Origin of the sequence: Rhodococcus sp. OK611 (genome assembly GCF_003050885.1) — a bacterium.
In the GTDB taxonomy this organism is placed as follows: Bacteria; Actinomycetota; Actinomycetes; order Mycobacteriales; family Mycobacteriaceae; genus Rhodococcus_G; species Rhodococcus_G oryzae.
Map to the genome: position 1 here is coordinate 271,017 of NZ_QAOZ01000005.1, position 24,854 is coordinate 295,870.

Annotated in this window: 39 protein-coding genes; 34 read left to right on the plus strand and 5 right to left on the minus strand. The window is 66.4% G+C overall.

The features are described 5' to 3' along the window. Positions 1-73 precede the first annotated feature (73 nt). The 3 genes from C8K38_RS08355 to C8K38_RS08365 are packed head-to-tail and all read right to left on the minus strand — an operon-like array spanning position 74 to position 2,720. A complete protein-coding gene (locus tag C8K38_RS08355) occupies positions 74-928 on the minus strand; it encodes an ABC transporter permease (protein ID WP_097211070.1) in 855 nt (284 codons plus the stop codon). Next, positions 925-1,740 carry an ABC transporter permease gene (locus C8K38_RS08360; RefSeq protein ID WP_257017292.1) on the minus strand — a complete coding sequence of 272 codons (816 nt, stop codon included), beginning with the start codon at positions 1,738-1,740 and terminating at the stop codon, positions 925-927. Before C8K38_RS08360 ends, C8K38_RS08355 begins: the two co-directional genes overlap by 4 nt. Further along, a complete protein-coding gene (locus C8K38_RS08365; protein ID WP_077040835.1) occupies positions 1,737-2,720 on the minus strand; it encodes an ATP-binding cassette domain-containing protein in 984 nt (327 codons plus the stop codon). Before C8K38_RS08365 ends, C8K38_RS08360 begins: the two co-directional genes overlap by 4 nt. Positions 2,721-2,991: 271 nt before the next feature. On the opposite strand from C8K38_RS08365, the gene C8K38_RS08370 reads away from it, so the two are divergent. After that, positions 2,992-3,795 carry an oxygenase MpaB family protein gene (locus C8K38_RS08370; protein ID WP_257017295.1) on the plus strand — a complete coding sequence of 268 codons (804 nt, stop codon included), beginning with the start codon at positions 2,992-2,994 and terminating at the stop codon, positions 3,793-3,795. Between the two features lie 19 nt (positions 3,796-3,814). Here the strand turns inward: C8K38_RS08370 and C8K38_RS08375 are convergent, their stop codons facing one another. After that, entirely contained in the window at positions 3,815-4,291 is a 477-nt protein-coding gene (locus tag C8K38_RS08375) for a hotdog fold domain-containing protein (RefSeq protein ID WP_097211110.1), read from the minus strand. Between the two features lie 480 nt (positions 4,292-4,771). Here C8K38_RS08375 and rpsJ point away from each other — a divergent pair, with 480 nt between their 5' ends. From rpsJ to C8K38_RS08515, 28 genes are all read left to right on the plus strand, one after another. Then, on the plus strand, positions 4,772-5,077 hold the full coding sequence (gene rpsJ, locus C8K38_RS08380; RefSeq protein WP_003938093.1) for a 30S ribosomal protein S10: 306 nt from the start codon (positions 4,772-4,774) through the stop codon (positions 5,075-5,077). Between the two features lie 20 nt (positions 5,078-5,097). Next, positions 5,098-5,754, plus strand: a complete 657-nt coding sequence (rplC, locus tag C8K38_RS08385; RefSeq protein WP_097211071.1) for a 50S ribosomal protein L3 — start codon at positions 5,098-5,100, stop codon at positions 5,752-5,754. Continuing rightward, positions 5,751-6,431, plus strand: coding sequence for a 50S ribosomal protein L4 (gene rplD / locus C8K38_RS08390; protein WP_077040837.1), 681 nt, complete (start codon positions 5,751-5,753; stop codon positions 6,429-6,431). Before rplC ends, rplD begins: the two co-directional genes overlap by 4 nt. Continuing rightward, positions 6,428-6,733 (plus strand): 50S ribosomal protein L23, encoded by a 306-nt coding sequence (gene rplW, locus C8K38_RS08395; RefSeq protein WP_056818486.1) that lies wholly within the window; start codon positions 6,428-6,430, stop codon positions 6,731-6,733. Before rplD ends, rplW begins: the two co-directional genes overlap by 4 nt. A 40-nt stretch (positions 6,734-6,773) precedes the next feature. Next, the gene (gene rplB, locus C8K38_RS08400) at positions 6,774-7,613 is read left to right on the plus strand and encodes a 50S ribosomal protein L2 (protein WP_077040838.1); all 840 of its coding nucleotides are present in this window, start codon (positions 6,774-6,776) and stop codon (positions 7,611-7,613) included. A gap of 13 nt (positions 7,614-7,626) precedes the next feature. Continuing rightward, positions 7,627-7,908 carry a 30S ribosomal protein S19 gene (gene rpsS, locus C8K38_RS08405; protein WP_003940820.1) on the plus strand — a complete coding sequence of 94 codons (282 nt, stop codon included), beginning with the start codon at positions 7,627-7,629 and terminating at the stop codon, positions 7,906-7,908. Next, on the plus strand, positions 7,905-8,309 hold the full coding sequence (gene rplV / locus C8K38_RS08410; protein ID WP_027503154.1) for a 50S ribosomal protein L22: 405 nt from the start codon (positions 7,905-7,907) through the stop codon (positions 8,307-8,309). The genes rpsS and rplV overlap by 4 nt, the downstream gene beginning before the upstream one ends. Further along, positions 8,309-9,118, plus strand: a complete 810-nt coding sequence (rpsC, locus tag C8K38_RS08415; protein WP_097211072.1) for a 30S ribosomal protein S3 — start codon at positions 8,309-8,311, stop codon at positions 9,116-9,118. Before rplV ends, rpsC begins: the two co-directional genes overlap by 1 nt. Before the next feature lie 3 nt (positions 9,119-9,121). Next, the gene (rplP, locus tag C8K38_RS08420; protein WP_027503156.1) at positions 9,122-9,538 is read left to right on the plus strand and encodes a 50S ribosomal protein L16; all 417 of its coding nucleotides are present in this window, start codon (positions 9,122-9,124) and stop codon (positions 9,536-9,538) included. Next, a complete protein-coding gene (gene rpmC / locus C8K38_RS08425) occupies positions 9,538-9,774 on the plus strand; it encodes a 50S ribosomal protein L29 (protein WP_077040840.1) in 237 nt (78 codons plus the stop codon). The genes rplP and rpmC overlap by 1 nt, the downstream gene beginning before the upstream one ends. Next, positions 9,771-10,058 carry a 30S ribosomal protein S17 gene (gene rpsQ / locus C8K38_RS08430; protein ID WP_077040841.1) on the plus strand — a complete coding sequence of 96 codons (288 nt, stop codon included), beginning with the start codon at positions 9,771-9,773 and terminating at the stop codon, positions 10,056-10,058. The genes rpmC and rpsQ overlap by 4 nt, the downstream gene beginning before the upstream one ends. A gap of 250 nt (positions 10,059-10,308) precedes the next feature. Next, positions 10,309-10,677: a 50S ribosomal protein L14 gene (gene rplN / locus C8K38_RS08435; RefSeq protein WP_027503159.1), complete on the plus strand. Its 369-nt coding sequence runs from the start codon at positions 10,309-10,311 to the stop codon at positions 10,675-10,677. Next, positions 10,677-10,991, plus strand: coding sequence for a 50S ribosomal protein L24 (gene rplX / locus C8K38_RS08440; protein WP_027503160.1), 315 nt, complete (start codon positions 10,677-10,679; stop codon positions 10,989-10,991). Before rplN ends, rplX begins: the two co-directional genes overlap by 1 nt. Before the next feature lies 1 nt (position 10,992). After that, positions 10,993-11,559 (plus strand): 50S ribosomal protein L5, encoded by a 567-nt coding sequence (gene rplE / locus C8K38_RS08445; RefSeq protein ID WP_077040842.1) that lies wholly within the window; start codon positions 10,993-10,995, stop codon positions 11,557-11,559. Between the two features lie 3 nt (positions 11,560-11,562). Beyond that, the gene (locus C8K38_RS08450) at positions 11,563-11,748 is read left to right on the plus strand and encodes a type Z 30S ribosomal protein S14 (RefSeq protein WP_005239644.1); all 186 of its coding nucleotides are present in this window, start codon (positions 11,563-11,565) and stop codon (positions 11,746-11,748) included. Positions 11,749-11,890: 142 nt separating this feature from the next. Next, positions 11,891-12,289, plus strand: a complete 399-nt coding sequence (gene rpsH, locus C8K38_RS08455) for a 30S ribosomal protein S8 (protein ID WP_050063876.1) — start codon at positions 11,891-11,893, stop codon at positions 12,287-12,289. A 14-nt stretch (positions 12,290-12,303) separates the two neighbouring features. Further along, positions 12,304-12,843: a 50S ribosomal protein L6 gene (gene rplF, locus C8K38_RS08460; protein WP_097211073.1), complete on the plus strand. Its 540-nt coding sequence runs from the start codon at positions 12,304-12,306 to the stop codon at positions 12,841-12,843. Position 12,844: 1 nt separating this feature from the next. Further along, positions 12,845-13,252, plus strand: coding sequence for a 50S ribosomal protein L18 (rplR, locus tag C8K38_RS08465; RefSeq protein ID WP_077040843.1), 408 nt, complete (start codon positions 12,845-12,847; stop codon positions 13,250-13,252). A 31-nt stretch (positions 13,253-13,283) separates the two neighbouring features. After that, the gene (gene rpsE / locus C8K38_RS08470) at positions 13,284-13,934 is read left to right on the plus strand and encodes a 30S ribosomal protein S5 (RefSeq protein WP_097211074.1); all 651 of its coding nucleotides are present in this window, start codon (positions 13,284-13,286) and stop codon (positions 13,932-13,934) included. 1 nt (position 13,935) lies between these two features. After that, positions 13,936-14,115, plus strand: coding sequence for a 50S ribosomal protein L30 (gene rpmD, locus C8K38_RS08475; protein WP_027503165.1), 180 nt, complete (start codon positions 13,936-13,938; stop codon positions 14,113-14,115). 2 nt (positions 14,116-14,117) lie between these two features. Then, complete coding sequence (gene rplO / locus C8K38_RS08480) at positions 14,118-14,561, plus strand: 50S ribosomal protein L15 (RefSeq protein ID WP_077040845.1); 444 nt, start codon at positions 14,118-14,120, stop codon at positions 14,559-14,561. Positions 14,562-14,743: 182 nt separating this feature from the next. After that, the gene (secY, locus tag C8K38_RS08485; RefSeq protein ID WP_097211075.1) at positions 14,744-16,054 is read left to right on the plus strand and encodes a preprotein translocase subunit SecY; all 1,311 of its coding nucleotides are present in this window, start codon (positions 14,744-14,746) and stop codon (positions 16,052-16,054) included. Then, a complete protein-coding gene (locus C8K38_RS08490) occupies positions 16,051-16,596 on the plus strand; it encodes an adenylate kinase (RefSeq protein WP_027503168.1) in 546 nt (181 codons plus the stop codon). Before secY ends, C8K38_RS08490 begins: the two co-directional genes overlap by 4 nt. A gap of 9 nt (positions 16,597-16,605) precedes the next feature. After that, positions 16,606-17,400 carry a type I methionyl aminopeptidase gene (gene map, locus C8K38_RS08495; protein ID WP_097211076.1) on the plus strand — a complete coding sequence of 265 codons (795 nt, stop codon included), beginning with the start codon at positions 16,606-16,608 and terminating at the stop codon, positions 17,398-17,400. Between the two features lie 196 nt (positions 17,401-17,596). Next, on the plus strand, positions 17,597-18,958 hold the full coding sequence (locus C8K38_RS08500; RefSeq protein WP_097211077.1) for an MFS transporter: 1,362 nt from the start codon (positions 17,597-17,599) through the stop codon (positions 18,956-18,958). A 51-nt stretch (positions 18,959-19,009) separates the two neighbouring features. Then, entirely contained in the window at positions 19,010-19,675 is a 666-nt protein-coding gene (locus C8K38_RS08505; RefSeq protein ID WP_097211078.1) for a response regulator transcription factor, read from the plus strand. Between the two features lie 19 nt (positions 19,676-19,694). After that, entirely contained in the window at positions 19,695-21,164 is a 1,470-nt protein-coding gene (locus C8K38_RS08510; protein WP_097211079.1) for a sensor histidine kinase, read from the plus strand. Then, positions 21,161-22,075 (plus strand): TAXI family TRAP transporter solute-binding subunit, encoded by a 915-nt coding sequence (locus tag C8K38_RS08515; RefSeq protein WP_097211080.1) that lies wholly within the window; start codon positions 21,161-21,163, stop codon positions 22,073-22,075. The genes C8K38_RS08510 and C8K38_RS08515 overlap by 4 nt, the downstream gene beginning before the upstream one ends. 18 nt (positions 22,076-22,093) lie before the next feature. Here C8K38_RS08515 and dtd read toward each other — a convergent pair whose 3' ends face one another. Then, entirely contained in the window at positions 22,094-22,525 is a 432-nt protein-coding gene (gene dtd / locus C8K38_RS08520) for a D-aminoacyl-tRNA deacylase (RefSeq protein ID WP_097211081.1), read from the minus strand. Positions 22,526-22,714: 189 nt separating this feature from the next. Between dtd and infA the strand changes: the two genes are divergently transcribed. The 5 genes from infA to rpsD all read left to right on the plus strand — a co-directional run bounded on the left by infA (position 22,715) and on the right by rpsD (position 24,770). Next, entirely contained in the window at positions 22,715-22,936 is a 222-nt protein-coding gene (gene infA, locus C8K38_RS08525; RefSeq protein WP_003418601.1) for a translation initiation factor IF-1, read from the plus strand. Positions 22,937-23,017: 81 nt separating this feature from the next. Beyond that, positions 23,018-23,131 (plus strand): 50S ribosomal protein L36, encoded by a 114-nt coding sequence (gene rpmJ, locus C8K38_RS08530; RefSeq protein WP_025347279.1) that lies wholly within the window; start codon positions 23,018-23,020, stop codon positions 23,129-23,131. A 227-nt stretch (positions 23,132-23,358) separates the two neighbouring features. Beyond that, entirely contained in the window at positions 23,359-23,733 is a 375-nt protein-coding gene (rpsM, locus tag C8K38_RS08535; protein ID WP_027503171.1) for a 30S ribosomal protein S13, read from the plus strand. Further along, positions 23,733-24,143 (plus strand): 30S ribosomal protein S11, encoded by a 411-nt coding sequence (gene rpsK, locus C8K38_RS08540; protein WP_077040851.1) that lies wholly within the window; start codon positions 23,733-23,735, stop codon positions 24,141-24,143. Before rpsM ends, rpsK begins: the two co-directional genes overlap by 1 nt. Before the next feature lie 21 nt (positions 24,144-24,164). Then, the gene (rpsD, locus tag C8K38_RS08545; protein WP_077040852.1) at positions 24,165-24,770 is read left to right on the plus strand and encodes a 30S ribosomal protein S4; all 606 of its coding nucleotides are present in this window, start codon (positions 24,165-24,167) and stop codon (positions 24,768-24,770) included. Positions 24,771-24,854: the final 84 nt, after the last annotated feature.

Consider the following 24,854-nt stretch of genomic DNA (forward strand, 5'->3'; position numbering starts at 1 on the left):
AGGAAACGAGAAAGGCCCCGCCCGTGAGGGCGGGGCCTTTCTTAGTACGGCGGAGATGGTGTTGGGGCCGGGATCAGGAGGCGGGGTTGTGTGCGGCCCTCTGGTAGCCCTTGATGGCGGGGTAGGTGAACACCAGGATGGCCCCGACCGACCACAACACCGTTTTGATCAGCGGCTCCGCGACCGGGCCGCCAAGTGTCAGGCCCTTCATCGCGTCGATCGCGCACGACATGGGCTGGTTCTCGACAAACGTCTGCAGCCACACCGGGTAGGCCGCGGTCGGCACGAACCCGGAATTGAAGAACATCAACAGGGTGCACAGCAGCGAGAGGAGCTCCACCAGCGGCGCCTTGGCCGCCATCACCGACAGCATGGTGACAAGTGTCGCGAACCCCAGTCCTAGCAGCAGCGGGACGAACAGCATCGCGACGGCGGCGAGGGGGCCCTGGGTGAATCGGAAACCGAGCGGGATCGCCACCAGCACGATCAGCACCGTCGTGATCATGATGCGGATCGACTCGGCGATCAGGCGGCTCACCAATCCGGCCGCCCGGTGCATCGGCAGGATCCAGAAGCGTGCGAGCAGCCCCTTCTTCCACTCCTGCTTCAATGACAGGCCGCTGGCGATGCATCCGAACATGGCGCCGACCAGGGTCATCATCGGGGCGGTGCCGAAGATGCTGTTCACTCCGGTCGCCTTGGTGATCGAGATCCCCAGCACGGCCCAGAACATCAGCATGGTGACGGCGGGGTAGATGACCGCCTGCAGGATGGTGAAGGGGTCGCGGAGCCAGCCGCGGAGCAGCCTGCCCGCCTGCAGCTTGCTGTGCTCGATGAGGGCGGGCCAGGAGGTCTCGGACGGCGGGTCGGTCACGACCGGGAAGCTGTGAGTGAGGGGGCCGGCCTCCCGGGTCTGCAGGTCGGTCATCCTCGCCTCACGTTCGCCCAGATCGACAGCGGGACCGAGACGAGCAGCAGTCCACCGATCCACAGCAGCGACGGCGTCAGTTGGTGCAGGGTGATGCCGCCCTCGGCCATCGAGCGCATCGAGACGGAGAACTGCGAGATCGGCTGGTTCCTGACGAAGCCCTGGGACCACTCGGGGAACTGCGATTCCGGGACGAACCCGCTCGAGAACATGCCGAGGATGAGCTGCGGGAGAGTCAGCGACTGGCTGGTGATCTCCGGGCTCTTGGTCAGGGTGCCGAGGGCATCGCCCGCCATCGCGAGCGTCATGCCGACGGCGAGCGCCAACGCACAGAAGCCAACGGCCAGTGTCGTACCGCCGACGAATTCGAACCCGATGACGTGGCCGTAGGTGACGGCGGCGATGAGGGATATCACCGCATGGATGAACATCGCGGTCACCCGCGAGGCCAGCGGGACGGCGGAGAAGATCGGCATGGTCTGGAAACGCGCGTTCATCCCGTTGGATGCTTCGGTCGCGGCGCGGCCCGCGGCCGAGATCGCGGTGAACGCCATCGCCTGCAGCACGATGATCGGCATCACGAACTGTGCGTAGTCGATGCCCTGGACCTTCATGACGAACTTCAGCGGCAGATAGAAGCCGAGCGTGAAGATCAGGGGAGCCAGGACCGCGACGAAGATCTGGCCGTGCGACCACATGGTGTGCACGTTGCGCCCGGACAGCGCCAGCCACTGCTGCATGCTGGACAGCTGCGGCTTGCGGTGCCGCCCGGTGCGTGCGATCACGACCGGGCTCGCGGCGACGGCGGTCACGACGCAACGCTCGCTTGCTCGGGTTCCTCGTCCTCGGCCCTCGTTCCTGTCAGTGCCAGGAACACGTCATCGAGCGACGGTCGGCGCAGCGCGATGTCGGCGAGCGGGATCCGCGCGATGTCGAGCCGGCGCAGCACCTCGGCCAGGGTCTGCGCGCCGTACTGCGCGGGAATCGAGAGCCGGTCGTGTCCGGTCTCGGTGATGTACTCGGGCGGGACCAGGCTCATCAGCACATTGAAGACCCGCGGCAGATCCGCGAGCTGCACGGGCACGACCTCGCAGTAGCTGCCGCCGGTGCGCTCCTTGAGCTGGTCGGCGGTGCCCTCGGCGATAACGGTGCCCTTGTCGATGACCACGATGTTGTCGCTGAGGACGTCGGCCTCCTCGAGGTACTGCGTCGTCAGCAGGATGGTGATGCCCTGTGCCTTGAGGTCGGACACCAGCGACCACACGCCCTGACGGCTGCGCGGGTCGAGACCGGTGGACGGCTCGTCCAGGAAGACCACTTCGGGACGGGTGACCAGCCCGCAGGCGATGTCGACGCGCCGCCGCATGCCGCCCGAGAATCCGGACACCTTGCGGTCGGCGGCGTACCCCAGATCGAACTGGCGGAGCAGTTCCTCCGCGCGGGCCTTGGCGGACTGCTTGGTCAAGCCCAGGAGCCGCCCGAAGAGCACGAGGTTCTCTCGAGCGGTGAGTGATTCGTCCAGCGCCGCGTACTGACCGGTCGTCATGATGCTGCGTCGCACGGAGGCGGCCTGCTCGACCACGTCATGGCCGGCAACGAACGCGCGGCCCGAATCGGGGCGCAGCAGCGTCGAGAGCACATTGACCGTGGTGGTCTTACCTGCGCCGTTCGGGCCCAGGATGCCGAGCACGGTCCCTCGGGGAACCTCGAAGCTGACGCCGCGCAACGCATGCACGTCGCCGAACGACTTCGTGATTCCCTCGACCAGGACGGCAGAGTGGGGTGAAGGCATGCACGCGAGTATGTCATGCGTCCACTTCGCGGGTGGTCGACAGCGCTGGATTCGTCACATGTCGGGGTCCGGTTTCCCGTCTCGTTGACTCGATGTCGCGGCGAGTTCGTCCACCCCGGTATACAGCCGGTCGCTCACCTGGGCGTTCTGCCGCTAAGTTAACAGCAAATTGAGTCGAAATGACGCTTCTCCGATTTCGTATACTGCTGTTGACCACCGCTTTTTATCTACATTTTGGAAGGTCTGGTGAACAGGGCGGCGGTGTGGTTGCATGACGATCATGACTCGGCGGGCGGCAGTGACAATCCAGGATCTGGCGGGCGAGGGGATCATGCTCGCGGCGGGCGGGCGGGCGATCCTGCTCCAGGTGGCGAATCGTGGCGTCGGTCACGGGGTCGCGGACCACAGTGATTTCGCCTATCGGGCAGTCGACAGGCTGCGGACGACGATGACCTATATATATGCAGTCGTCTACGGCACCGACGAGGAACGCGTGGCCGTCATCAGGATGGTCAACAAGGCGCACGCCAAGGTGCGCTCGGATGACTACAACGCCTTTGATCCGCAGCTTCAGCTGTGGGTGGCCGCCACCCTCTACGAGAGCGCCGTCACCCTGTACGAACGCGTCTTCGGCACGCTCGACGACGCCAATGCCGACGCCCTGTACCGCGAGTACGCGATCCTGGGCACCGCGCTGCAGGTGCCGGACGGACTCTGGCCGCGCGATCGTGCCGAATTCGCCGCGTACTGGAAGCAGCAGATCGACGGTGCCGAGGTGGACGCGAAGGTCCGGGCCGTCTCGAGGGACCTCTTCCACCCGGTCCTGGCGCCGTTTCTCATTCGCGCGAATCTGCCCGCGTATCGGTGGCTCACGACGGGGCTGCTGCCCGAGCGATTGCGCCAGCAGTTCGAGTTGCCATGGAACGAGCGGGACCAGCGCAGGTTCGATCGGGTGATGACGCTCGCTTCCTGGGTCTACCCCCGCATCCCCAGGGCGATCCGGCACGCGCCCAGGTCCGTCTATCTATGGGACATGCGTAGGCGGCTGCGCTCGCGGGGCTCTCTCGCGGCCTGAGCGGCGCAGCCGCCTGCGGCTACTTCGGGCTCACCCAGATGGTGATGTCCGCGTGCACGACTTCGGTGCCTGCCTTGTCGTAGAGCGCGACGGACACCACGAGGTCCGTGCCGGAGGTGATCTCGGTGAAGTCCGGGAGGTCCGGCACCGTCGCCACGGCGCGCAGCCCGGTGTCGGCCTTGGCGAGGTATCGGGTGTTCATCGACTTCGGGATCCATCGGTGGGAGGTGGGCACCGTTGCCTCCGCGAGCATGCCCATCGCTGCCTCGGCGAGGTTGCACGCGGCGATGGCGTGGAAGGTGCCGATGTGGTTGTGCACGCCCCACCACTTGGGTGCCCGCGCCTCGCAGCATCCCGGCTCGAGGCGGGTGACGTGGGGGAGCACTGTCGCGAAGTAGGGCACCCGCAGGCACATGCCCAGCGAGAACAGCGCCCCGCCGATGCGGTTTCGGGGGAGCTTGAGCCAGCCGCGGTAGGTGGGTGTCTGAGTCGTCATGAGCACTATCTTACTTTGGAGTAAGTTACTTGGCGTCCGGTCGCCCCGGATCGGATTTGAACTCCTGGCCGGTCTGCGGCATACTGTTCGGGTTGCCTAGACCCCGGTCGTGTTCCACTGCGTCTGGCGGCGGGCGAGAGATGACCGAAGCTCCGGCAGTCAGTGCGGGGCCGAGGCCAATGCAGGACGGAAGCAGTACCTGCGCTCACTTGCGAGCGCATCCGGTATTCATGTTCAGGGGACAATTGTGCCTTGAGTGTGAGAGGTAGGGCGACACGCCCGACCGCGTGTACCGGAGAACCATGACAGATGAACAGCGGCAGCGGATCGGGTACTTGCCCGGTCGCCAACGTTCGGACAGTCATGGGCAAGGCAGGAACTGTGCAAACGAGGTAGCCCATGACGGGTCTACACGAACGAGGTAGCCCCCCAGGGTCTACAAGGGCCTAATTCATAACGGGCAAGGAAGAGGACACAAGCGTGGCGGGACAGAAGATCCGCATCAGGCTCAAGGCCTACGACCATGAGGCGATCGATGCGTCAGCGCGCAAGATCGTCGAGACGGTGACCCGTACCGGGGCCCGTGTCGTTGGACCGGTGCCGTTGCCGACTGAAAAGAACGTGTACTGCGTCATCCGCTCGCCGCACAAGTACAAGGACTCGCGCGAGCACTTCGAGATGCGTACCCACAAGCGGCTGATTGACATCCTCGACCCGACGCCCAAGACAGTCGACGCGCTCATGCGCATCGATCTGCCGGCCAGCGTTGATGTCAACATCCAGTGAGCGCGGCGGAGACAAAAACAATGACTGAGAACAAGATCAAGGGAATCCTGGGCACCAAGCTCGGCATGACCCAGGTCTTCGACGAGAACAACCGGGTCGTCCCGGTCACCGTCGTGAAGGCCGGACCGAACGTGGTCACCCAGATTCGTACCGAGGAGCGCGACGGCTACAGCGCCGTGCAGCTCGCGTTCGGTGCGATCGACCCGCGCAAGGTCAACAAGCCGGAGTCCGGCCAGTTCGCCAAGGCCGGTGTGACCCCCCGTCGCCACGTCGTGGAGCTCCGCGTTGCGGATGCCTCCGAGTACGAGGTCGGCCAGGAGCTCACCGCCGAGGTCTTCGAGGACGGCGCCTACGTCGACGTCACCGGAACCAGCAAGGGCAAGGGCTTCGCCGGAACCATGAAGCGGCACGGCTTCGCCGGCCAGGGCGCCTCCCACGGCGCGCAGGCCGTGCACCGTCGCCCGGGTTCGATCGGTGGCTGCGCCACCCCCGGCCGCGTGTTCAAGGGCATGCGCATGTCGGGCCGCATGGGTAGCGACCGCATCACGACGCAGAACCTCTCGGTCCACAAGGTGGACGCCGAGAACGGTCTGCTTCTCATCAAGGGTGCGATCCCGGGCCGCAAGGGTGGTCTCGTGATCGTCAAGACCGCAGTGAAGGGTGGTGCGTCCGCATGACCGAGACCGCAACCAAGCTGACCCTCGACGTCAAGGCCGCCGGCGGCAAGACCAACGGCACCGTCGATCTCCCCGCTGAGATCTTCGACGTCACGGCCAACATCGCGCTGATGCACCAGGTCGTCGTCGCGCAGCTCGCCGCTGCACGTCAGGGCACGCACTCCACCAAGACCCGCGGCGAGGTTCGCGGCGGTGGCAAGAAGCCGTGGCGTCAGAAGGGCACCGGCCGCGCCCGTCAGGGCTCGACCCGCGCCCCGCAGTTCGCCGGTGGTGGCGTCGTCCACGGCCCGCAGCCGCGTGACTACAGCCAGCGGACCCCCAAGAAGATGAAGGCAGCCGCCCTGCGCGGTGCCCTCTCCGATCGGGCGCGCAACGAGCGCATCCACGTGATCACCGAACTGGTGTCGGGTCAGACCCCGTCCACCAAGGGCGCGAAGTCGTTCCTCGGCGAGATCTCGGATCGCAAGAAGCTCCTGCTCGTCGTCGGGCGTGCAGACATCGCGGCATGGAAGAGCGTGCAGAACCTGGAAGGCGTGCATCCCATCGCACCCGACCAGCTCAACACGTACGACGTGCTCAACAGCGATGACATTGTGTTCAGCGTCGAGGCGCTCAACGCGTTCATCCACGGGCCGGCCGAGTCCGCCCAGGCAGACAGCAAGGAGGAGAGCAAGTGAGCACCATCGCTGATCCCCGCGACATCTTGCTGGCCCCGGTCATCTCCGAGAAGTCCTACGGACTGATCGAGGAAGGCACCTACACCTTCCTGGTGCACCCGGACTCGAACAAGACGCAGATCAAGATTGCCGTCGAGAAGGTCTTCGGCGTCACTGTGACGAGTGTCAACACCGCCAACCGTCAGGGCAAGCGCAAGCGGACGAAGTTCGGTTACGGCAAGCGCAAGGACACCAAGCGCGCGCTCGTCACCCTCTCCGCCGACAGCAAGCCCATCGAGATCTTCGGAGGACCGGTCGCGTAAGCGGGCGGGACTTGACGAGACATAGAGGACGAGAAGACTCATGGCAATCCGTAAGTACAAGCCGACTACCCCGGGCCGTCGTGGCTCGAGCGTCTCGGACTTCGCCGAGATCACTCGGTCGACTCCCGAGAAGTCGCTTATCCGCCCGCTGCACGGTCGCGGTGGACGTAACGCCCACGGTCGTATCACCACCCGTCACAAGGGTGGCGGTCACAAGCGCGCCTACCGGCTGATCGATTTCCGTCGCAACGACAAGGACGGCGTGCCGGCCAAGGTCGCTCACATCGAGTACGACCCCAACCGCACGGCGAACATCGCCCTGCTGCACTACGCCGACGGCGAGAAGCGCTACATCATCGCGCCGAAGGACCTCAAGCAGGGCGCGAAGGTCGAGTCCGGTGTCGGAGCCGACATCAAGCCGGGCAACAACCTGCCGCTGCGCAACATCCCGACCGGTACCACCATCCACGCGGTGGAGCTGCGTCCGGGCGGCGGCGCCAAGATGGCCCGCTCCGCAGGCGCCAGCATCCAGCTGCTGGGCAAGGAAGGCCCCTACGCGACCCTGCGTATGCCGTCCGGTGAGATCCGTCGCGTCGACGTGCGCTGCCGCGCATCCGTCGGCGAGGTCGGCAACGCCGAGCAGTCGAACATCAACTGGGGCAAGGCCGGCCGTATGCGCTGGAAGGGCAAGCGCCCGACCGTCCGTGGTGTCGTGATGAACCCGGTCGACCACCCGCATGGTGGTGGCGAGGGCAAGACCTCCGGTGGTCGCCACCCGGTCAGCCCGTGGGGACAGCCTGAGGGCCGTACCCGCAAGCCCAACAAGCCGAGCGACAAGCTCATCGTCCGCCGCCGCCGTACCGGCAAGAACAAGCGCTAGGAGGGAGTTCAGAATGCCACGCAGCCTGAAGAAGGGCCCGTTCGTCGATGACCACCTCCTCGCGAAGGTGGATGTGCAGAACGAGAAGGGAACCAAGCAGGTCATCAAGACCTGGTCCCGTCGTTCCACGATCATCCCGGACTTCATCGGACACACGTTTGCGGTCCACGACGGCCGTAAGCACGTCCCCGTGTTCGTCTCCGACTCGATGGTCGGACACAAGCTCGGAGAGTTTGCACCGACCCGCACGTTCAAGGGTCACATCAAGGATGATCGGAAGGCGAAGAGGCGATGAGTAACACCGAAACCGCCAACCCGACCGCCAAGGCCGTCGCGCGCCACGTGCGTGTGACGCCGATGAAGGCGCGTCGCGTTGTGGATCTGGTTCGCGGGCGTTCCGTCGAGGACGCGCTGTCGATCCTGAAGTTCGCGCCGCAGGCAGCGAGCGAGCCGGTCGCCAAGGTGATCGCCTCCGCAGCGGCCAACGCCGAGAACAACCTCGACCTGGACCCGAGCACGCTTGTCGTCGCCACGGCGTTCGTGGACGAGGGTGCGACCCTCAAGCGGTTCCAGCCGCGTGCACAGGGCCGTGCGTTCCGGATCCGCAAGCGCACTAGCCACATCACCGTGATCGTGGAGAGCCTGCCCAAGGCCGGCACCTCGACCCGCAATCGCCGGAAGGGAAGTGCTCAGTAGTGGGCCAGAAAATCAACCCGCACGGCTTCCGCCTCGGCATCACCACCGACTGGAAGTCTCGCTGGTACGCAGACAAGCAGTACGCGGAGTACGTCAAGGAAGACGTCGCCATCCGCAAGCTCCTCGCCACCGGCATGGAGCGGGCCGGCATCGCGAAGGTGGAGATCGAGCGCACCCGTGACCGGGTTCGCGTCGACATCCACACCGCGCGTCCGGGCATCGTCATCGGCCGCCGCGGCGCCGAGGCCGATCGCATCCGCGCCGAGCTGGAGAAGCTGACCGGCAAGCAGGTGCAGCTCAACATCCTCGAGGTCAAGAACGCTGAGGCCGAGGCCCAGCTCGTGGCCCAGGGTGTTGCGGAGCAGCTGTCGAACCGTGTTGCCTTCCGTCGCGCCATGCGCAAGGCCATCCAGTCGGCCATGCGTCAGCCGAACGTCAAGGGCATCCGGGTGCAGTGCTCGGGCCGTCTCGGCGGCGCCGAGATGTCCCGCTCGGAGTTCTACCGCGAGGGTCGGGTTCCGCTGCACACGCTGCGTGCGGACATCGACTACGGGCTCTACGAGGCCAAGACCACCTTCGGCCGCATCGGCGTGAAGGTCTGGATCTACAAGGGCGACATCGTCGGCGGCAAGCGTGAAGCCCTCGCCAGCGCTGCAGCCCCGGCCGGCGATCGCCCCCGTCGCGAGCGTCCGAGCCGTCCGCGTCGCTCCGGTGCCTCGGGCACCACGGCGACCAGCACCGAGGCCGGCCGCGCCGCGACCGCCACCGCAGAAGCTCCGGCTTCGACCGAGACGAATCAGGAGGGCTGACGCATGTTGATCCCCCGTCGGGTCAAGCACCGCAAGCAGCACCACCCGAGCCGTTCGGGTGCCGCCAAGGGCGGAACTCAGGTGACCTTCGGTGACTACGGCATCCAGGCTCTCGAGCCCGCCTACATCACCAACCGTCAGATCGAGTCCGCTCGTATCGCCATGACGCGCCACATCAAGCGTGGCGGCAAGATCTGGATCAACATCTTCCCGGATCGCCCGCTCACGAAGAAGCCGGCCGAGACCCGAATGGGTTCCGGTAAGGGTTCGCCCGAGTGGTGGGTCGCGAACATCAAGCCCGGTCGGGTCATGTTCGAGATGACTTACCCCAACGAGGAGATTGCTCGCGAGGCCCTGCGTCGCGCGATGCACAAGCTCCCGTGCAAGTGCAGGATCGTCACGAGGGAGGAGCAGTTCTGATGGCTACTGGAACCCCAGCCGCAGAGCTCCGTGAGCTCAGCGAAGAAGAGTTGGTCACCCGGCTCCGCGAGTCGAAGGAAGAGCTGTTCAACCTTCGCTTCCAGATGGCGACCGGTCAGTTGGACAACAACCGTCGTCTGCGCGTTGTCCGCCACGAGATCGCGCGCGTCTACACCGTCATGCGCGAGCGTGAGCTCGGCCTCGCAGCCGCCCCGAGTGCGGGAGACGCGGCATGAGTGAGAACGAGAAGGACACCGCAGTGACTGAAGAGCGTGGGACCCGCAAGGTCCGCATCGGCTACGTCGTCTCCGACAAGATGGAGAAGACGATCGTTGTCGAGCTCGAGGATCGTGTGAAGCACCCGCTGTACGGCAAGATCATCCGCCGTACCACCAAGGTGAAGGCGCACGACGAGAACGGCATCGCCGGCATCGGCGACCGCGTCCAGCTCATGGAGACCCGACCGCTGTCGGCGACCAAGCGCTGGCGTCTGGTCGAGGTGCTCGAGAAGGCCAAGTAAGAAGAGCACTACACCGAAACGGCCCGTCCCCGGTTGGGGGCGGGCCGTTTTGTGTGTGCCACCAGCGGGGGAGTGCACAACCACAATCGACGCCGATAGCGCGCGATTTGGATTCCCTCGGCGTGTTCCCTACACTAGAGCGGTTGCCTATGCCTCCGCATGCCCGCATGTGGGTACGGCCGGGTAACAGACCGCGCGCATCGGGTCGGTAATCCGGTGCGTACGAAAATCCAGGTCTTAGGAGAGATCAGTGATTCAGCAGGAGTCGCGACTGCGCGTCGCCGACAACACGGGTGCCAAGGAGATTCTCTGCATCCGCGTTCTCGGCGGTTCGTCTCGTCGCTACGCCGGGATCGGCGACATCATCGTCGCCACCGTCAAGGACGCCATCCCGGGTGGAAACATCAAGAAGGGCGAGGTCGTCAAGGCCGTCATCGTCCGTACCACCAAGGAGCGCCGCCGTCCGGACGGCTCGTACATCAAGTTCGATGAGAACGCTGCCGTTCTCATCAAGCCTGATCACGATCCCCGTGGCACCCGCATCTTCGGACCCGTGGGTCGTGAGCTGCGCGACAAGAAGTTCATGAAGATCGTTTCGCTCGCCCCGGAGGTGCTGTGATGAAGGTGCACAAGGGTGACACCGTTCTGGTCATCGCCGGCAAGGACAAGGGCGCCAAGGGCAAGGTCATCCAGGCCTTCCCGGCGACCGAGAAGGTCCTCGTCGAGGGCGTGAACCGGATCAAGAAGCACACCGCGGTCTCCGCGAACGAGCGTGGCGCCTCCTCCGGCGGCATCGTGACGCAGGAAGCCCCGATCCACGTGTCGAACGTGCAGGTCGTGGACTCGGACGGTAACGCCACTCGCGTGGGCTACCGCACCGATGAGAACGGCAAGCGGGTTCGGATCTCCCGTAAGAACGGGAAGGACATCTGAGATGACTAGCACTGAGAACAAGATCGTTCCCCGTCTGAAGACCCGCTACCGCGCCGAGATCAAGGACGCGCTGAACGCGGAGTTCGAGTACGCGAACGTCATGCAGATCCCCGGCGTGGTCAAGGTCGTCGTCAACATGGGTGTCGGTGACGCCGCCCGCGACGCGAAGCTGATCAACGGCGCGGTCAACGACCTCGAACTGATCACCGGCCAGAAGCCCGAGATCCGCAAGGCTCGCAAGTCCATCGCGCAGTTCAAGCTGCGTGAGGGCATGCCCATCGGCGCGCGCGTCACCCTCCGTGGCGACCGCATGTGGGAGTTCCTCGATCGCCTGGTCAGCATCGCGCTGCCCCGTATCAGGGACTTCCGCGGCCTGTCCGGCAAGCAGTTCGACGGCAACGGCAACTACACCTTCGGTCTCAACGAGCAGTCGATGTTCCACGAGATCGATGTGGACAAGATCGATCGCCCGCGCGGTATGGACATCACCGTCGTGACGACCGCGACCAACAACGAAGAAGGCCGTGCCCTGCTCAAGCACCTCGGCTTCCCGTTCAAGGAGAACTGAGCCATGGCGAAGAAGGCACTGGTCAACAAGGCCAACAAGAAGCCCAAGTTCGCGGTGCGCGCCTACACCCGCTGCCAGCGGTGCGGCCGTCCCCACTCGGTGTTCCGCAAGTTCGGCCTGTGCCGAATCTGCGTTCGCGAGATGGCGCACGCGGGCGAGCTGCCGGGCGTTCACAAGAGCTCCTGGTAACCACAACACTTCTGGCTTGCATCCGTGAGCCAGTCCAAAGGAAAACCCCTTCGCTGTAGGCCCACGGCCGGCAGGCGCTCCACGAGTGCCGACCCCGGTGTTGCATGGGAACCGCTGCGAGAAAGGTGAACAGGTCAACCCCATGACCATGACCGATCCAATCGCAGACTTCTTGACGCGTCTGCGCAACGCCAACTCGGCGTACCACGACGAGGTGAAGCTTCCCCACTCGAAGATCAAGGCGAACATCGCCGAGATCCTCAAGCGCGAGGGCTACATCTCCGATTTCCGTACCGAGGACGCCGAGGTGGGCAAGACCCTCATCGTCGACCTGAAGTACGGACCCAGCCGTGAGCGCAGCCTCGCGGGTGTCCGGCGCGTTTCCAAGCCCGGCCTCCGGGTTTACGCGAAGTCCACCAACCTGCCCAAGGTCCTGGGCGGCCTCGGCGTGGCGATCATCTCCACGTCCTCCGGCCTGCTCACGGATCGTCAGGCGGCCAAGCAGGGCGTCGGCGGCGAAGTCCTCGCCTACGTCTGGTAAGGGAGGCCACCACAATGTCGCGTATTGGAAAGATTCCGGTCACCGTCCCCGCGGGCGTTGACGTCACCATCGAAGGCCAGAACGTCTCGGTCAAGGGCCCCAAGGGCACCCTGGCGCTGACGATCGCCGAGCCGATCAGCGTTGCCAAGAGCGAGGACGGTGCCCTTCTGGTCACCCGTCCGGACGACGAGCGTCGCAGCCGCGCGCTGCACGGCCTCTCGCGCACCCTGGTCGCCAACCTGATCACCGGTGTCACCGAGGGCTACACCACGAAGATGGAGATCCACGGCGTGGGTTACCGCGTCGCGCTCAAGGGCAAGGACCTCGAGTTCGCGCTGGGTTACAGCCACCCGGTGCCGATCGAGGCCCCCGAGGGCATCACCTTCGTCGTCGAGACGCCCACCCGGTTCTCGGTCTCGGGTATCGACAAGCAGAAGGTCGGCCAGATCTCGGCCAACATCCGTCGTCTTCGCCGTCCGGACCCGTACAAGGGTAAGGGCGTGCGTTACGAGGGTGAGCAGATCCGCCGCAAGGTCGGAAAGACGGGTAAGTGATATGAGCCAGACTGCAAACCAGAAAGCCAAGCGGATTCCGCTGGGCAAGGATGCGTCCACCACGCGTCGTCTCTCGAAGACGCGTCGTCACTTCCGTCTGCGCAAGAAGGTCTCGGGCACGCCCGAGCGTCCGCGCCTGGTCGTGAACCGGTCCTCGCGCCACATCCACGTCCAGCTCGTGGACGACCTGGCCGGCCGCACCCTGGCCGCCGCGTCGACCATCGAGCCGGACCTGCGTGCGGCCGAGGGCGACAAGAAGGCCCTGAGCGCGAAGGTCGGTCAGCTGATCGCCGAGCGCGCGAAGGCAGCCGGCGTCGAGGCCGTGGTCTTCGACCACGGTGGCCACGGCTACCACGGTCGCATCGCGGCCCTGGCGGACGCTGCTCGCGAAGGCGGGTTGAAGTTCTGATGATGAAGTTCACGAATGGAAGGACAGTCTGATGCCGGGACGTCAGAGGCGTGACGGCGGCAGCGGACCCGCCGGACAGAATGGCCCCAACACCGGGGACAACCGCGGCGGCGGCGATCGTCGTGGCGGCGGTCGTGACGATCGTCGTGGCGGCCAGGCGGCCCCGAAGTCGGACCACATCGAGCGCGTTGTCACCATCAACCGCGTGTCGAAGGTCGTCAAGGGTGGTCGTCGCTTCAGCTTCACCGCCCTCGTGATCGTGGGCGACGGCAACGGGCTCGTTGGCGTCGGCTACGGCAAGGCCAAGGAAGTTCCCGCGGCCATCCAGAAGGGTGTCGAGGAGGCTCGCAAGAGCTTCTTCCGCGTTCCGATGATCGGTGGCACCATCACTCACCCCATCCAGGGTGAGGCGGCTGCCGGTGTGGTCATGCTCCGTCCGGCCAGCGCCGGTACCGGTGTCATCGCCGGTGGCGCGGTGCGTGCCGTGCTCGAGTGCGCGGGTATCCACGACATCCTGTCGAAGTCGCTCGGTAGCGACAACGCAATCAACGTCGTTCACGCGACCGTCGCCGCCCTCAAGGGCCTCCAGCGTCCCGAGGAGGTGGCCGCTCGCCGCGGACTGCCCATCGAGGACGTGGCCCCGGCCGGCATGCTGCGTGCACGTGCGGGACAGGGAGTCTGAGATGGCTGAACTTAAGGTCACCCAGGTAAAGAGCTCGATCGGTACCAAGAAGAACCAGCGCGACAGCCTGCGCACCCTCGGTCTGAAGGGCATCCGTCAGACCGTCGTCCGCGAGGACAACGCGCAGAACCGTGGCCTGGTCAACGTGGTCCGCCACCTCGTCACAGTTGAGGAGGTCTAACCATGACCATCAAGTTGCACCACCTGCGCCCCGCCCCCGGTGCCAAGTCCGACAAGATCCGCGTCGGTCGAGGCGAGGGCGGCAAGCGAGGTAAGACCGCAGGTCGCGGCACGAAGGGCACCAAGGCCCGCAAGAACGTGCCCGCAGCCTTCGAGGGTGGACAGATGCCGCTGCACATGCGTCTGCCCAAGCTCAAGGGATTCAAGAACCCGTTCCGGACCGAGTACCAGGTCGTCAACGTGGGCGATATCGCCCGGCTGTTCCCCAATGGTGGGACCATCGGCGTTGCCGAGCTCGTCGAGGCAGGCGCGGTTCGCAAGAACCAGCTCGTGAAGGTCCTCGGCGACGGAGAGCTCACGGTGTCCGTTCAGGTCACCGCGAACAAGTTCACCGGTGCCGCCAAGGAGAAGATCGCCGCTGCCGGTGGGACGACCACCGAGCTGTGATCCACCAGTAGTTCGAGACCGATGGCCGCAGCGCATCCCGAAGGGACGTGCTGCGGCCATTCGTCTAACCTGACTCACATGGTCTATCGGGGCTGAGTGAACGGGTGTCACTGCTAGTGTTCTAAAGTTCATTTCGCCTCGTGAGCGATCCCGCTCGCGTTCTGCCAGTGCCAGGAGGATCTTTGCTTTCCGCCTTCGTCTCGGCCCTCAGGACTCCCGACCTGAGGCGGAAGATCCTCTTCACCCTCGGCATCATCGCGTTGTACCGGTTCGGTGCGACGCTGCCGTCGCCCGGTGTCGACTACGCGAACGTCAAGACCTGTATCGATCAGATCTCCGGTGGTGACTCGGCGGGCATCTACTCGCTGATCAACCTGTTCTCCGGTGGCGCGTTGCTGCAGCTGACGGTGTTCGCGATCGGCATCATGCCGTACATCACGGCGAGCATCATCGTGCAGCTGCTGACGGTGGTCATCCCCAGGTTCGAGGAACTCCGCAAGGAGGGCCAGTCGGGCCAGGCGAAGATGACCCAGTACACGCGGTACCTGTCGATCGCGCTGGCCATCCTCCAGGCCACCGGCATCGTTGCGCTCGCAGCGCGCGGCCAGCTGCTGCAGGGTTGCCAGGAAGACATCATCGCCGACCAGTCCATCTTCGGCCTGGTGACCATCGTCCTGGTGATGACGGCCGGTTCGGCCCTGGTGATGTGGTTCGGCGAGCTGATCACCGAGCGCGGCGTCGGCAACGGCATGTCTCTGCTGATCTTCTCGGGCATCGCCTCGCGCATGCCGTCTCAGGGCACGGCCGTCCTCGACAGCCGAGGCGGTCTGGTCTTCGCGATGGTCTGTGTCGCGGCCCTCGCCCTCATCGCAGGCGTCGTCTTCGTCGAGCAGGGCCAGCGGCGCATCCCGGTGCAGTACGCCAAGCGAATGGTCGGCCGGAAGATGTACGGCGGCTCGTCGACGTACCTGCCGCTGAAGGTCAACCAGGCCGGCGTCATCCCGGTGATCTTCGCGTCGTCACTGCTGTACCTGCCGAACCTGATCGCTCAGCTGACCGGTGCCAGCACGTCCACCGATCCGAGTTGGTGGCAGGAGATCATCCAGAAGTACCTGGTGAACCCGAGCAACCCGGTCTACATCCTCATCTACTTCCTGCTGATCGTCTTCTTCACCTACTTCTATGTCGCGATCACCTTCAATCCTGAAGAACGCGCGGACGAGATGAAGAAGTTCGGTGGCTTCATCCCGGGCATCCGGCCGGGCCGCCCGACGGCGGATTACCTCAACTACGTGCTCAGCCGCATCACGCTGCCGGGCGCCATCTATCTCGGTCTCATCGCGACGCTGCCCAACTTCTTCCTCTCGGGGAATGCCGGGGCCAGCATCTTCGGTGGTGCGGCGGTGCTGATTCTCGTCAGCGTCGGCCTCGACACCGTCAAGCAGATCGAGAGCCAACTCATGCAGCGCAACTACGAAGGGTTCCTCAAGTGAGACTTGTCCTCCTTGGTCCTCCCGGTGCCGGTAAGGGCACTCAGGCCGCCATCCTGTCGGAAAAGCTCGGCGTTCCGCACATCTCCACGGGCGACCTGTTCCGCGCCAACATCGGGCAGCAGACGGCGCTCGGGCTCGAGGCGAAGAAGTACCTCGACGCGGGCGACCTGGTGCCCAGCGAGATCACGAACAACATGGTTCGCGCCCGGGTCTCCGAGCCGGACGCCGTGAACGGTTTCCTGCTCGACGGTTTCCCCCGCACGGTCGATCAGGCGCAGGCGCTCGAGGGCATCCTCGGCGAGCTGAACGCCAAGCTCGACGGCGTGCTCGCATTCGAGGTCGACGACGATGTCGTGGTGGAGCGGATGCTCGCCCGTGGTCGCGCGGACGACACCGAAGACGTGATCCGGAACCGGATGCGTGTCTACCGCGAGGAGACCGCGCCGCTGCTGGACCACTACGCGGGTCAGATCGTCACCGTCGACGCAGTCGGCGAGGTCGACGAGGTCAACGCGCGCGCACTCGCCGCGCTCGGTAAGTAAGAGGCAGTCGTGGGGTTTCGTCGTAAGAAGGTAGTTCCCTTCCGCACCGCGGGCGAGCTGGACGCGATGGCGGCGGCAGGCGCCGTCGTCGGAGCGACACTCGTCGCGGTGCGCAACGCGGCGAAACCCGGCGTGAGCACCCTCGAGCTCGATCAGCTGGCCGAGCAGACCATCCGTGACGCCGGTGCCGTCCCGTCGTTCCTCGGGTACCACGGGTTCACCGGTTCGATCTGCTCGTCGGTGAACGACCGTGTGGTGCACGGGATCCCGTCGGCCGAGGACGTTCTGGTCGAGGGCGACCTGGTGTCCATCGACTGCGGCGCGATCCTCGACGGCTGGCACGGCGACTCCGCCTGGACCTTCGGTGTCGGCACGATCATCGAGGCGGACGAGCTGCTCAGCGAGGCGACGAGGCTGTCGATGGAGGCCGGAATCGCGGCCATGATCGCAGGCAACCGCCTCACCGACGTCTCGCATGCGATCGAGCTGGGCACCCTGGCCGCCGCGAAGGCCCACGGACGCAAGTACGGCATCGTCGACGGGTACGGCGGTCACGCCATCGGCCGCGAGATGCACATGGATCCGTTCCTGCCGAACGAGGGGGCGCCCGGCAAGGGACCCGAGCTCGTCATCGGCTCCGTATTGGCCATCGAGCCGATGCTGACCCTGGGGACCCACGAGACCGAGGTGCTCGAGGACGACTGGACCGTCGTGACCACCGACGGATCAAGGGCCGCGCACTGGGAGCACACCGTCGCGGTCACCGAGGACGGCCCGCGGATCTTGACGCTCCGTCCCGAGTAGGCACACACCATCCCAGCGGGCATCCGCGGTCGACTCCCGACCGTGGGTGCCCGTTCTGGTTTCGGGGCAACGGATCCGGGCTCGGGCGCGACTTGCCTAAGGGAGTGTTAGGAAAGCCGCGCAGGCCTTCCCGCCCTGTGTGACAGCGACCACAGTATCTCCGAGCGGCGCAATGGGGCGTCCGGAAGGAGATCTGATGAGCACGACAAAGAACGTCGGTGAGCGGAGAGTCGTCGCCAACGTGCTGCGTGGGTCGATCGGCAACCTGGTCGAGTGGTACGACTGGTACGTCTACGCAGCGTTCAGCGTGTACTTCGCGAAGGCGTTCTTCCCGGAGGGGGAGCCGACCGCCCAGCTGCTGTCCACCGCGGCCGTGTTCGCCGTCGGATTCCTGATGCGCCCGCTCGGCGGCTGGGCGCTCGGTCGCTACGCGGACAAGTTCGGCAGGCGGTCCGCGCTCACCCTGTCGGTCACGGTGATGGCGGCGGGGTCGCTGATGATCGCGCTGACTCCGGGCTTCGCCACGATCGGTATCGCGGCTCCCGTGCTGCTGCTCCTCGCGCGCCTGCTGCAGGGCCTCTCCGTGGGTGGTGAGTACGCCACCAGCGCGACTTACCTGTCGGAGGTGGCCTCGCCCGGCAAGCGCGGGTTCTATTCGAGCTTCCAGTACGTGACGCTCGTGGCAGGCCAGCTGACCGCCCTCGGCGTGCAGATCGTGCTGCAGCAGGTGCTGACCTCCGAGCAGATGTACAGCTGGGGCTGGCGGATCCCGTTCCTGATCGGCGCCACCGGTGCGGTGGTGGTGATGCTGCTTCGTCGTGGCATGGACGAATCGGAGTCGTTCCGGGCGGAGACCGCGCGAAACGCGCAGACGCCCGCGGAGTCCCGCGGCTCGCTGCGGGTCCTGCTGCAGTACCCGCGTGAGTGCCTGCTGGTGGTCGGTCTGACGATCGGCGGCACCGTCGCGTTCTACACGTACACCACCTACATGCAGAAGTTCATGATCAACACCTCCGGCATCTCGAAGACGACGGTCGCGTGGATCAACTTCGTCGCGCTGCTCGCCTTCGTGGTGCTGCAGCCGCTGGCCGGTGCGCTGTCGGATCGCATCGGCAGGCGCAAGTTGCTGATCTTCTTCGGCGCCGGCGGCACGGTGCTGACGGTGCCGATCATGACGGTGCTGGCACAGACCACCAACCCGTTCGCCGCTTTCGGTCTGATGATGCTCGCGCTGGTACTGGTCACCGGCTACACCTCCATCAACTCGATCGTGAAGGCCGAACTGTTCCCGACGAAGATCCGGGCCCTCGGCGTCGGGCTCCCGTACGCGTTGACCGTGGCGATCTTCGGCGGCACCGCCGAGTTGATCGCGCTCGGACTGAAGAAGGCCGGCCACGAGTCGCTGTTCTTCTGGTACGTCGCCGGTTGCGTGGCGATCTCACTGATCACCTACTTCTTCATGCGGGAAACATCGGCGCAGTCCACCATTGAGGCAGAGGCCGGTGCCGCCGCCGGAGCCGATGCACGGGACAGGGAGATCGTTGGCGTCCACAACTGACCGCGCGCTGCGCCCGCCGACCCTTCTCCGGAGCGGGGGGAGGGTCGGCGCGTGCGGATAGCGGTGGTGGAGGACGACGACGGGGTCGGCGAGGCCTTGATCGAGGCCCTCGGGGCCCGCGGCCACGTCGCCGAGCGCATGCGGCGCGGTTCGGACCTGCTCGTGGCGCACCGCGGATTCGACGCGGTGATCCTCGATCTCGGCCTGCCCGATGCGGACGGCCTGCAGGTGCTGCGGCAGCTACGTGAGGTGAGCTCGGTCCCGGTTCTCATCCTCACCGCGCGCAGCGACGAGCGGTCGATCGTTCGCGGGCTGCGCGGTGGCGCCGACGACTACCTGGTCAAGCCGCCGCGCATCGCGGAGCTGACGGCGCGGCTGGACACCGTCACCAGGCGCGCGGCGCAGGCGCCGTCGCCGGCCCGCGCCGCAGACGTGGTGGTCACCGGCGATGTCCGGGTGGACCGGCGCGCTCGCGTCGTCGAGGTGGACGGGGTGGACATCGGGCTGACCCAGAAGGAGTTCGCACTGGTGGAGGTGCTCGTCGAGCGGCCGGGGTCCGCGGTGAGCAGGCAGCAGTTGATGGATCGGATCTGGGGCGACGCGTTCGTCGCCGTCTCACGGTCGCTGGACGTGCACATGACCGGTCTGCGATCGAAGCTGAACCGGCCAGGACTGATCACGACGATCAGAGGATTCGGTTACCGGTGGGGTTCGTGACCGGAAGGGAGATCCCGCGATGCGCCGACGGCTGCTCGCCGCGCTGACGGGATTCGCCGCCCTCGCGGTGCTGGCGTTCGCGGTGCCGTTGACGCTGACCGTCGCCACCAACCGCACGCAACAGCTCGTGCTGGCGCGCAGCGGCGATGCGGACAGGTTCGCCCTGCTCTCCGGCGACGCGGTGGGATCGGGTGACCCCAGAGCCCTTGCCGACGAGGTCGCGCGGTACTCGGACCTCTACTCCGAGGGAGTGCTCGTCGTCGACGCGCGGGGCGCCGTGGTGGTCGAGGCCGGCATCGAGCGGAGCGATCCCGCCATCGGGGACGCCGTCGCGGCCGCCCGCCGTAACCAGCGGCCCGCCGTGACCCAGCGGCTGATGCCGTGGAGCGCGCCCGCCATGCTGGTGGCCCGGCCGGTCGGCACCGGCGTCCAGGTGGACGGCGCGGTGGTGATCGAGGCGTCCACCGAACGCGCGCGAACGGACATCGCGCGGGCGTGGGCGGTCATCACGGCCGGAGCGGTGGTCGCGATGGCCGTGTTCACGGCGCTGGCGCTGGTATTGAGCCGGTGGGTGCTGCGACCGCTCGGGGAACTGTCCGACGGGGTCGCCGCGCTGACCGCGACCCTGCCGGCCCCCCGGCACGGGCAGGGTGCGCCCGCCTCGATCGCGCGTCGCTACGGCGGGCCGCCGGAGGTCCGCGAACTGACCGAGTCCTTCGATGCGATGGCGGCGGCGGTCGCCGACTCGGCCGAGGCGCAGCGGCAGCTGGTGGCGGACACCGCGCATGCGATGCGTAATCCGCTGGCGGCCCTCACGATCCGATTGGATTCGCTGGAGACCTCGATCCCGGACCGCGCGGCCGCCACCTTCCGCGGCGCCGCCGCCGAGGTCGACCGGCTCACCTCCCTTCTCGACGGTCTACTGGCACTCGCGGTCGCCGAGAGCGCGTCCGGGTTCGCCCCTGCCGACCCAGCCTCGACGGTGACTGAACGCTGCGATCCCGCTTCGGTTGCCCACGAACGGGTCGACGCCTGGCATCAGGCGTTTGCGCGGGCGGGGGTGGAGCTCACCCTGGTCGAACCCGGGCCGTCACACGAGGCGGCGGTCTCGCCCGACGTCCTGGCGCAGATCCTGGATGTCCCCTTGAGCAACGCGTGCCGATACGCGGGGGCAGGGGCGCACACCCGGATCACCGTGTCCACGGAGCCGGGATGGACGAGGATCGAGATCGCGGACGACGGGGTCGGCGTGTCCGCCCCGGAGGTCGACCGCCTCGACACCCGGTTCTTCCGGGGCACGAGTGCGGCCGGAGGGCCCGCCGGGGGCTCAGGGCTCGGCCTGCCCATCGCGCGGGCCCTTGCCCGGGCGAACCGGGGCACGATGACGATCGCCAGGGTCTCTCCGCACGGGCTCGCCGTCACTGTGCGGCTGCCCGCGACGGACCCGGGACGCGCAGGCAACGCGTCCGGCGACGGGTCGGCGTCGTGATCACCCGCCGCGGGTTCCTCGCCCTGGCCGCCACGGGAGCGCTGGCCGCCGCGGCCGGGTGCGGCTCGCGATCGGGTCCCGCGGTAGTGCGGATCGCGTCCGGCGAGTACGGCGGTCTGTATCACGCCTTCGCCGGACTGCTGGCGCGGGCGGCCGCCGAAACCGACGACCTGCGGATCGAGCCGGTGGTCACCAGCGGATCCCGCGAGAACCTCGACCTGCTGGCCCGCGGTGAGGTGGACCTGGCCCTCACGCTCGCGGACTCGGTCGATCCGATGACGGTGGACGCCGTGGCCATCGGCCGGGTGTACGAGAACTATCTCCAGCTGGTGGTCCGTGCGGACAGCCCGGTCGGGGCGGCGGGGGACCTACGGGGAATGCGGGTGAACCTGGGTGCGGAGGGTTCCGGTGCCGCGCTGACCGGCGAGCGCCTGATGATCGCGGCCGGGCTGGATCCCGCCTCGGAGCTCACCGTCACCCACCTGCCGTTGGATGCGGCGACCGAAGAGCTCGAGGCGGGCTCCATCGACGCATTGCTCTGGGCGGGCGGGGTGCCGACCGCGGCGTTGGACATTCCCGCCCGCATGCGACTGGTAGACCTGTCCGAGCTGGTTTCGCCGATGAGGGACCGGTTCGGGCAGGTGTACGACCCGGTGACGATCCCCGCGGACGCGTACCCGGGCGGCCCCGCCGTCGGCACGGTCGGAGTCGCGAACCTGTTGCTGGCGGCGGAGGGTCTGGCTGATGTGCTCGCGGCCGAGGTGGTCGACCTGCTGCTGTACCGGGCCGCCGATCTGGTGCCCCCGGAGGCGTCGGGCACCCAGTTCCTCGACGGCCGCTCGTTGATCACCACCGCTGGGGTTCCGCTGCACCCGGGTGCGGCCGAGGCCTACCGTCGCTGGCACGGGTGAGGAGCCGAACGAGCCTCCTCAGGCCTCGAGCAGCAGTGTGACGGGGCCGTCGTTGACCGAGCTGACGCGCATGTGCGCGCCGAAGTGTCCGGTCTGGACGTCCGCGCCCAGCCCGCGCAGCGCGTCGGCGAACGCGTCCACCAGCGGCTCGGCCACGGCGCGCGGCGCGGCGGCCGACCAGGACGGGCGCCGACTCTTGCGGGTGTCCGCGAGCAGCGTGAACTGGCTGACCACCAGGATCGGCGCGCCGATGTCGGAGGCCGAGCGCTCGTCGTCCAGGATGCGGAGCTTCCACACCTTCGCGGCGAGGGCGTAGGCGACCGCGGGATCATCGCCGTGTCCGACGCCGAGCAGGACCAGCAGCCCCTGGCCGTCCGGCGCGATGCTGGCGACGGTGTGACCGTCGACCTCGACGGCCGCCTGGGTGACCCGTTGCACCACCGCGCGCACTCTTCACGTCCCTTCTGGGGTTCGGGGGGATTGAACCCGCATTTGGCCTGGTGAGCGAACTCCGGTAAGCTAGATCAACGGTGCGCCCTGCGTGCCGGTCGTTTCGTGCGTCTGTGCGGCTCGCCGGTTCTCTACCGCGTGCGCATCACCGTAACGGAGAACGATGCCCACCAACGGATCGCGGAGGATATGGCTAAGAAAGACGGGGCCATCGAGGTCGAGGGACGCGTAGTCGAACCGCTGCCCAATGCAATGTTCCGCATTGAGCTCGAGAACGGCCACAAGGTCCTCGCGCACATCAGCGGGAAGATGCGTCAGCACTACATTCGCATCCTGCCGGAAGACCGTGTCGTCGTAGAGCTGTCGCCCTATGACCTCTCTCGCGGTCGCATCGTCTACCGGTACAAGTAACACACACTTCCCGGGCCACATCTGGCCTGGGGAAACCATGTCCACCCACCGGTGGGCGACCACACAGGAGATTAGACAGACGTGAAGGTTCAGCCCAGCGTCAAGAAGATCTGCGAGAAGTGCAAGGTGATCCGTCGTAACGGCCGGGTCATGGTCATCTGCGACAACCTGCGTCACAAGCAGCGTCAGGGATAACCACCTGCACGACTTGCGATCGGCTTGTCCGACGCAACTGAAAAGAAGACCTCTCAGCACCAGCCAGGATGACGGCCAACGGGTTTCGGCCCGAGCAGCACATCCGGGTGCACCCCCGGCACGGAGGCCGGGGCCCCACTGAGTTAGTTGAAAGACGCTCTGAGCGATCAGAGGACACAGGGGACGGACTGGGAGCAGACCTCCGCACACCGATAGGAAATGCCAACATGGCACGTCTCGCAGGTGTTGATCTTCCTCGCGAAAAGCGTATGGAGATCGCACTGACCTACATCTACGGCGTCGGCCGTACCCGCTCCAAGGAGATCCTCGCGGCCACCGGTGTCAACCCGGATCTGCGCAGCAAGGACCTCAGTGACGAGGATCTGACCAAGCTCCGCGAGTACATCGAGGAGTCGCTGAAGGTCGAGGGTGACCTTCGCCGCGAGGTTCAGGCGGACATTCGTCGCAAGATCGAGATCGGCTGCTACCAGGGCCTGCGCCACCGTCGTGGTCTGCCCGTGCGTGGACAGCGCACCAAGACCAACGCGCGCACCCGCAAGGGCCCCAAGCGCACCATTGCCGGCAAGAAGAAGGCGAAGTAATGCCCCCTAAGTCACGCACCGGTCCGAAGAAGACCCAGAAGGCACGTCGCAGGGACAAGAAGAACGTCCCGCACGGCGCCGCTCACATCAAGAGCACCTTCAACAACACCATCGTGTCCATCACGGACCCGGCCGGCAACGTCATCTCGTGGGCGTCCTCGGGCCATGTGGGCTTCAAGGGTTCGCGTAAGTCGACCCCGTTCGCCGCTCAGCTGGCCGCCGAGAGCGCTGCCCGCAAGGCGCAGGAGCACGGCGTGAAGAAGGTCGACGTCTTCGTCAAGGGCCCCGGCTCGGGACGCGAGACCGCGATCCGCTCGCTGCAGGCTGCTGGCCTCGAGGTCGGCACCATCTCCGATGTCACCCCTCAGCCGCACAACGGCTGCCGTCCGCCCAAGCGGCGTCGGGTCTAGCGGGAAGGAAAGGTTTAGAAAATGGCACGTTATACCGGCCCCATCACCCGCAAGTCGCGTCGTCTGCGCGTCGACCTCGTCGGAGGAGACCAGGCGTTCGAGCGTCGCCCCTACCCGCCGGGCCAGCACGGCCGCGCGCGGATCAAGGAGAGCGAGTACCTGCTCCAGCTGCAGGAGAAGCAGAAGGCTCGCTTCACCTACGGCGTCATGGAGAAGCAGTTCGTCCGCTACTACAAGGAAGCGGTGCGTCGCCCGGGTAAGACCGGCGAGAACCTGCTGCGCATCCTCGAGACCCGTCTCGACAACGTCGTGTACCGCGCCGGCCTGGCCCGTACCCGTCGTCAGGCCCGCCAGCTCGTCAGCCACGGCCACCTTCTCGTGAACAACAAGAAGGTCGACATCCCGAGCTACCGCGTTTCTCAGTACGACATCATCGATGTCAAGGAGAAGTCGCTGAGCACGCTGCCGTTCCAGGTTGCCCGCGAGACCGTCGGCGACCGTCCGGTTCCCGGCTGGCTGCAGGTCGTTCCGGGTCGCCTCCGCGTCCTGGTCCACAATGTGCCCGAGCGCGCGCAGATCGACGTTCCGCTGCAGGAGCAGCTGATCGTGGAGCTGTACTCGAAGTAATGCCTTGTGCCCCGTGCGCCTTTCCGACAGCCCCGGCTGGGGGAAGGCGCACGGGTGCCGGAGGCGCCATCCATCGTGGGCGTC

Coding starts and splice junctions, on each gene's coding strand:
- C8K38_RS08355 (WP_097211070.1), bottom strand. CDS start 928: ATGACCGACCTGCAGACCCGGGAGGCCGGCCCCCTCACTCACAGCTTC.
- C8K38_RS08365 (WP_077040835.1), bottom strand. CDS start 2,720: ATGCCTTCACCCCACTCTGCCGTCCTGGTCGAGGGAATCACGAAGTCG.
- C8K38_RS08370 (WP_257017295.1), top strand. CDS start 2,992: ATGACGATCATGACTCGGCGGGCGGCAGTGACAATCCAGGATCTGGCG.
- C8K38_RS08375 (WP_097211110.1), bottom strand. CDS start 4,291: ATGACGACTCAGACACCCACCTACCGCGGCTGGCTCAAGCTCCCCCGA.
- rplC (WP_097211071.1), top strand. CDS start 5,098: ATGACTGAGAACAAGATCAAGGGAATCCTGGGCACCAAGCTCGGCATG.
- rplD (WP_077040837.1), top strand. CDS start 5,751: ATGACCGAGACCGCAACCAAGCTGACCCTCGACGTCAAGGCCGCCGGC.
- rplB (WP_077040838.1), top strand. CDS start 6,774: ATGGCAATCCGTAAGTACAAGCCGACTACCCCGGGCCGTCGTGGCTCG.
- rpsS (WP_003940820.1), top strand. CDS start 7,627: ATGCCACGCAGCCTGAAGAAGGGCCCGTTCGTCGATGACCACCTCCTC.
- rplV (WP_027503154.1), top strand. CDS start 7,905: ATGAGTAACACCGAAACCGCCAACCCGACCGCCAAGGCCGTCGCGCGC.
- rplP (WP_027503156.1), top strand. CDS start 9,122: ATGTTGATCCCCCGTCGGGTCAAGCACCGCAAGCAGCACCACCCGAGC.
- rpmC (WP_077040840.1), top strand. CDS start 9,538: ATGGCTACTGGAACCCCAGCCGCAGAGCTCCGTGAGCTCAGCGAAGAA.
- rpsQ (WP_077040841.1), top strand. CDS start 9,771: ATGAGTGAGAACGAGAAGGACACCGCAGTGACTGAAGAGCGTGGGACC.
- rplX (WP_027503160.1), top strand. CDS start 10,677: ATGAAGGTGCACAAGGGTGACACCGTTCTGGTCATCGCCGGCAAGGAC.
- rplE (WP_077040842.1), top strand. CDS start 10,993: ATGACTAGCACTGAGAACAAGATCGTTCCCCGTCTGAAGACCCGCTAC.
- C8K38_RS08450 (WP_005239644.1), top strand. CDS start 11,563: ATGGCGAAGAAGGCACTGGTCAACAAGGCCAACAAGAAGCCCAAGTTC.
- rpsH (WP_050063876.1), top strand. CDS start 11,891: ATGACCATGACCGATCCAATCGCAGACTTCTTGACGCGTCTGCGCAAC.
- rplF (WP_097211073.1), top strand. CDS start 12,304: ATGTCGCGTATTGGAAAGATTCCGGTCACCGTCCCCGCGGGCGTTGAC.
- rplR (WP_077040843.1), top strand. CDS start 12,845: ATGAGCCAGACTGCAAACCAGAAAGCCAAGCGGATTCCGCTGGGCAAG.
- rpsE (WP_097211074.1), top strand. CDS start 13,284: ATGCCGGGACGTCAGAGGCGTGACGGCGGCAGCGGACCCGCCGGACAG.
- rpmD (WP_027503165.1), top strand. CDS start 13,936: ATGGCTGAACTTAAGGTCACCCAGGTAAAGAGCTCGATCGGTACCAAG.
- rplO (WP_077040845.1), top strand. CDS start 14,118: ATGACCATCAAGTTGCACCACCTGCGCCCCGCCCCCGGTGCCAAGTCC.
- C8K38_RS08500 (WP_097211077.1), top strand. CDS start 17,597: ATGAGCACGACAAAGAACGTCGGTGAGCGGAGAGTCGTCGCCAACGTG.
- C8K38_RS08510 (WP_097211079.1), top strand. CDS start 19,695: ATGCGCCGACGGCTGCTCGCCGCGCTGACGGGATTCGCCGCCCTCGCG.
- infA (WP_003418601.1), top strand. CDS start 22,715: ATGGCTAAGAAAGACGGGGCCATCGAGGTCGAGGGACGCGTAGTCGAA.
- rpsM (WP_027503171.1), top strand. CDS start 23,359: ATGGCACGTCTCGCAGGTGTTGATCTTCCTCGCGAAAAGCGTATGGAG.
- rpsK (WP_077040851.1), top strand. CDS start 23,733: ATGCCCCCTAAGTCACGCACCGGTCCGAAGAAGACCCAGAAGGCACGT.
- rpsD (WP_077040852.1), top strand. CDS start 24,165: ATGGCACGTTATACCGGCCCCATCACCCGCAAGTCGCGTCGTCTGCGC.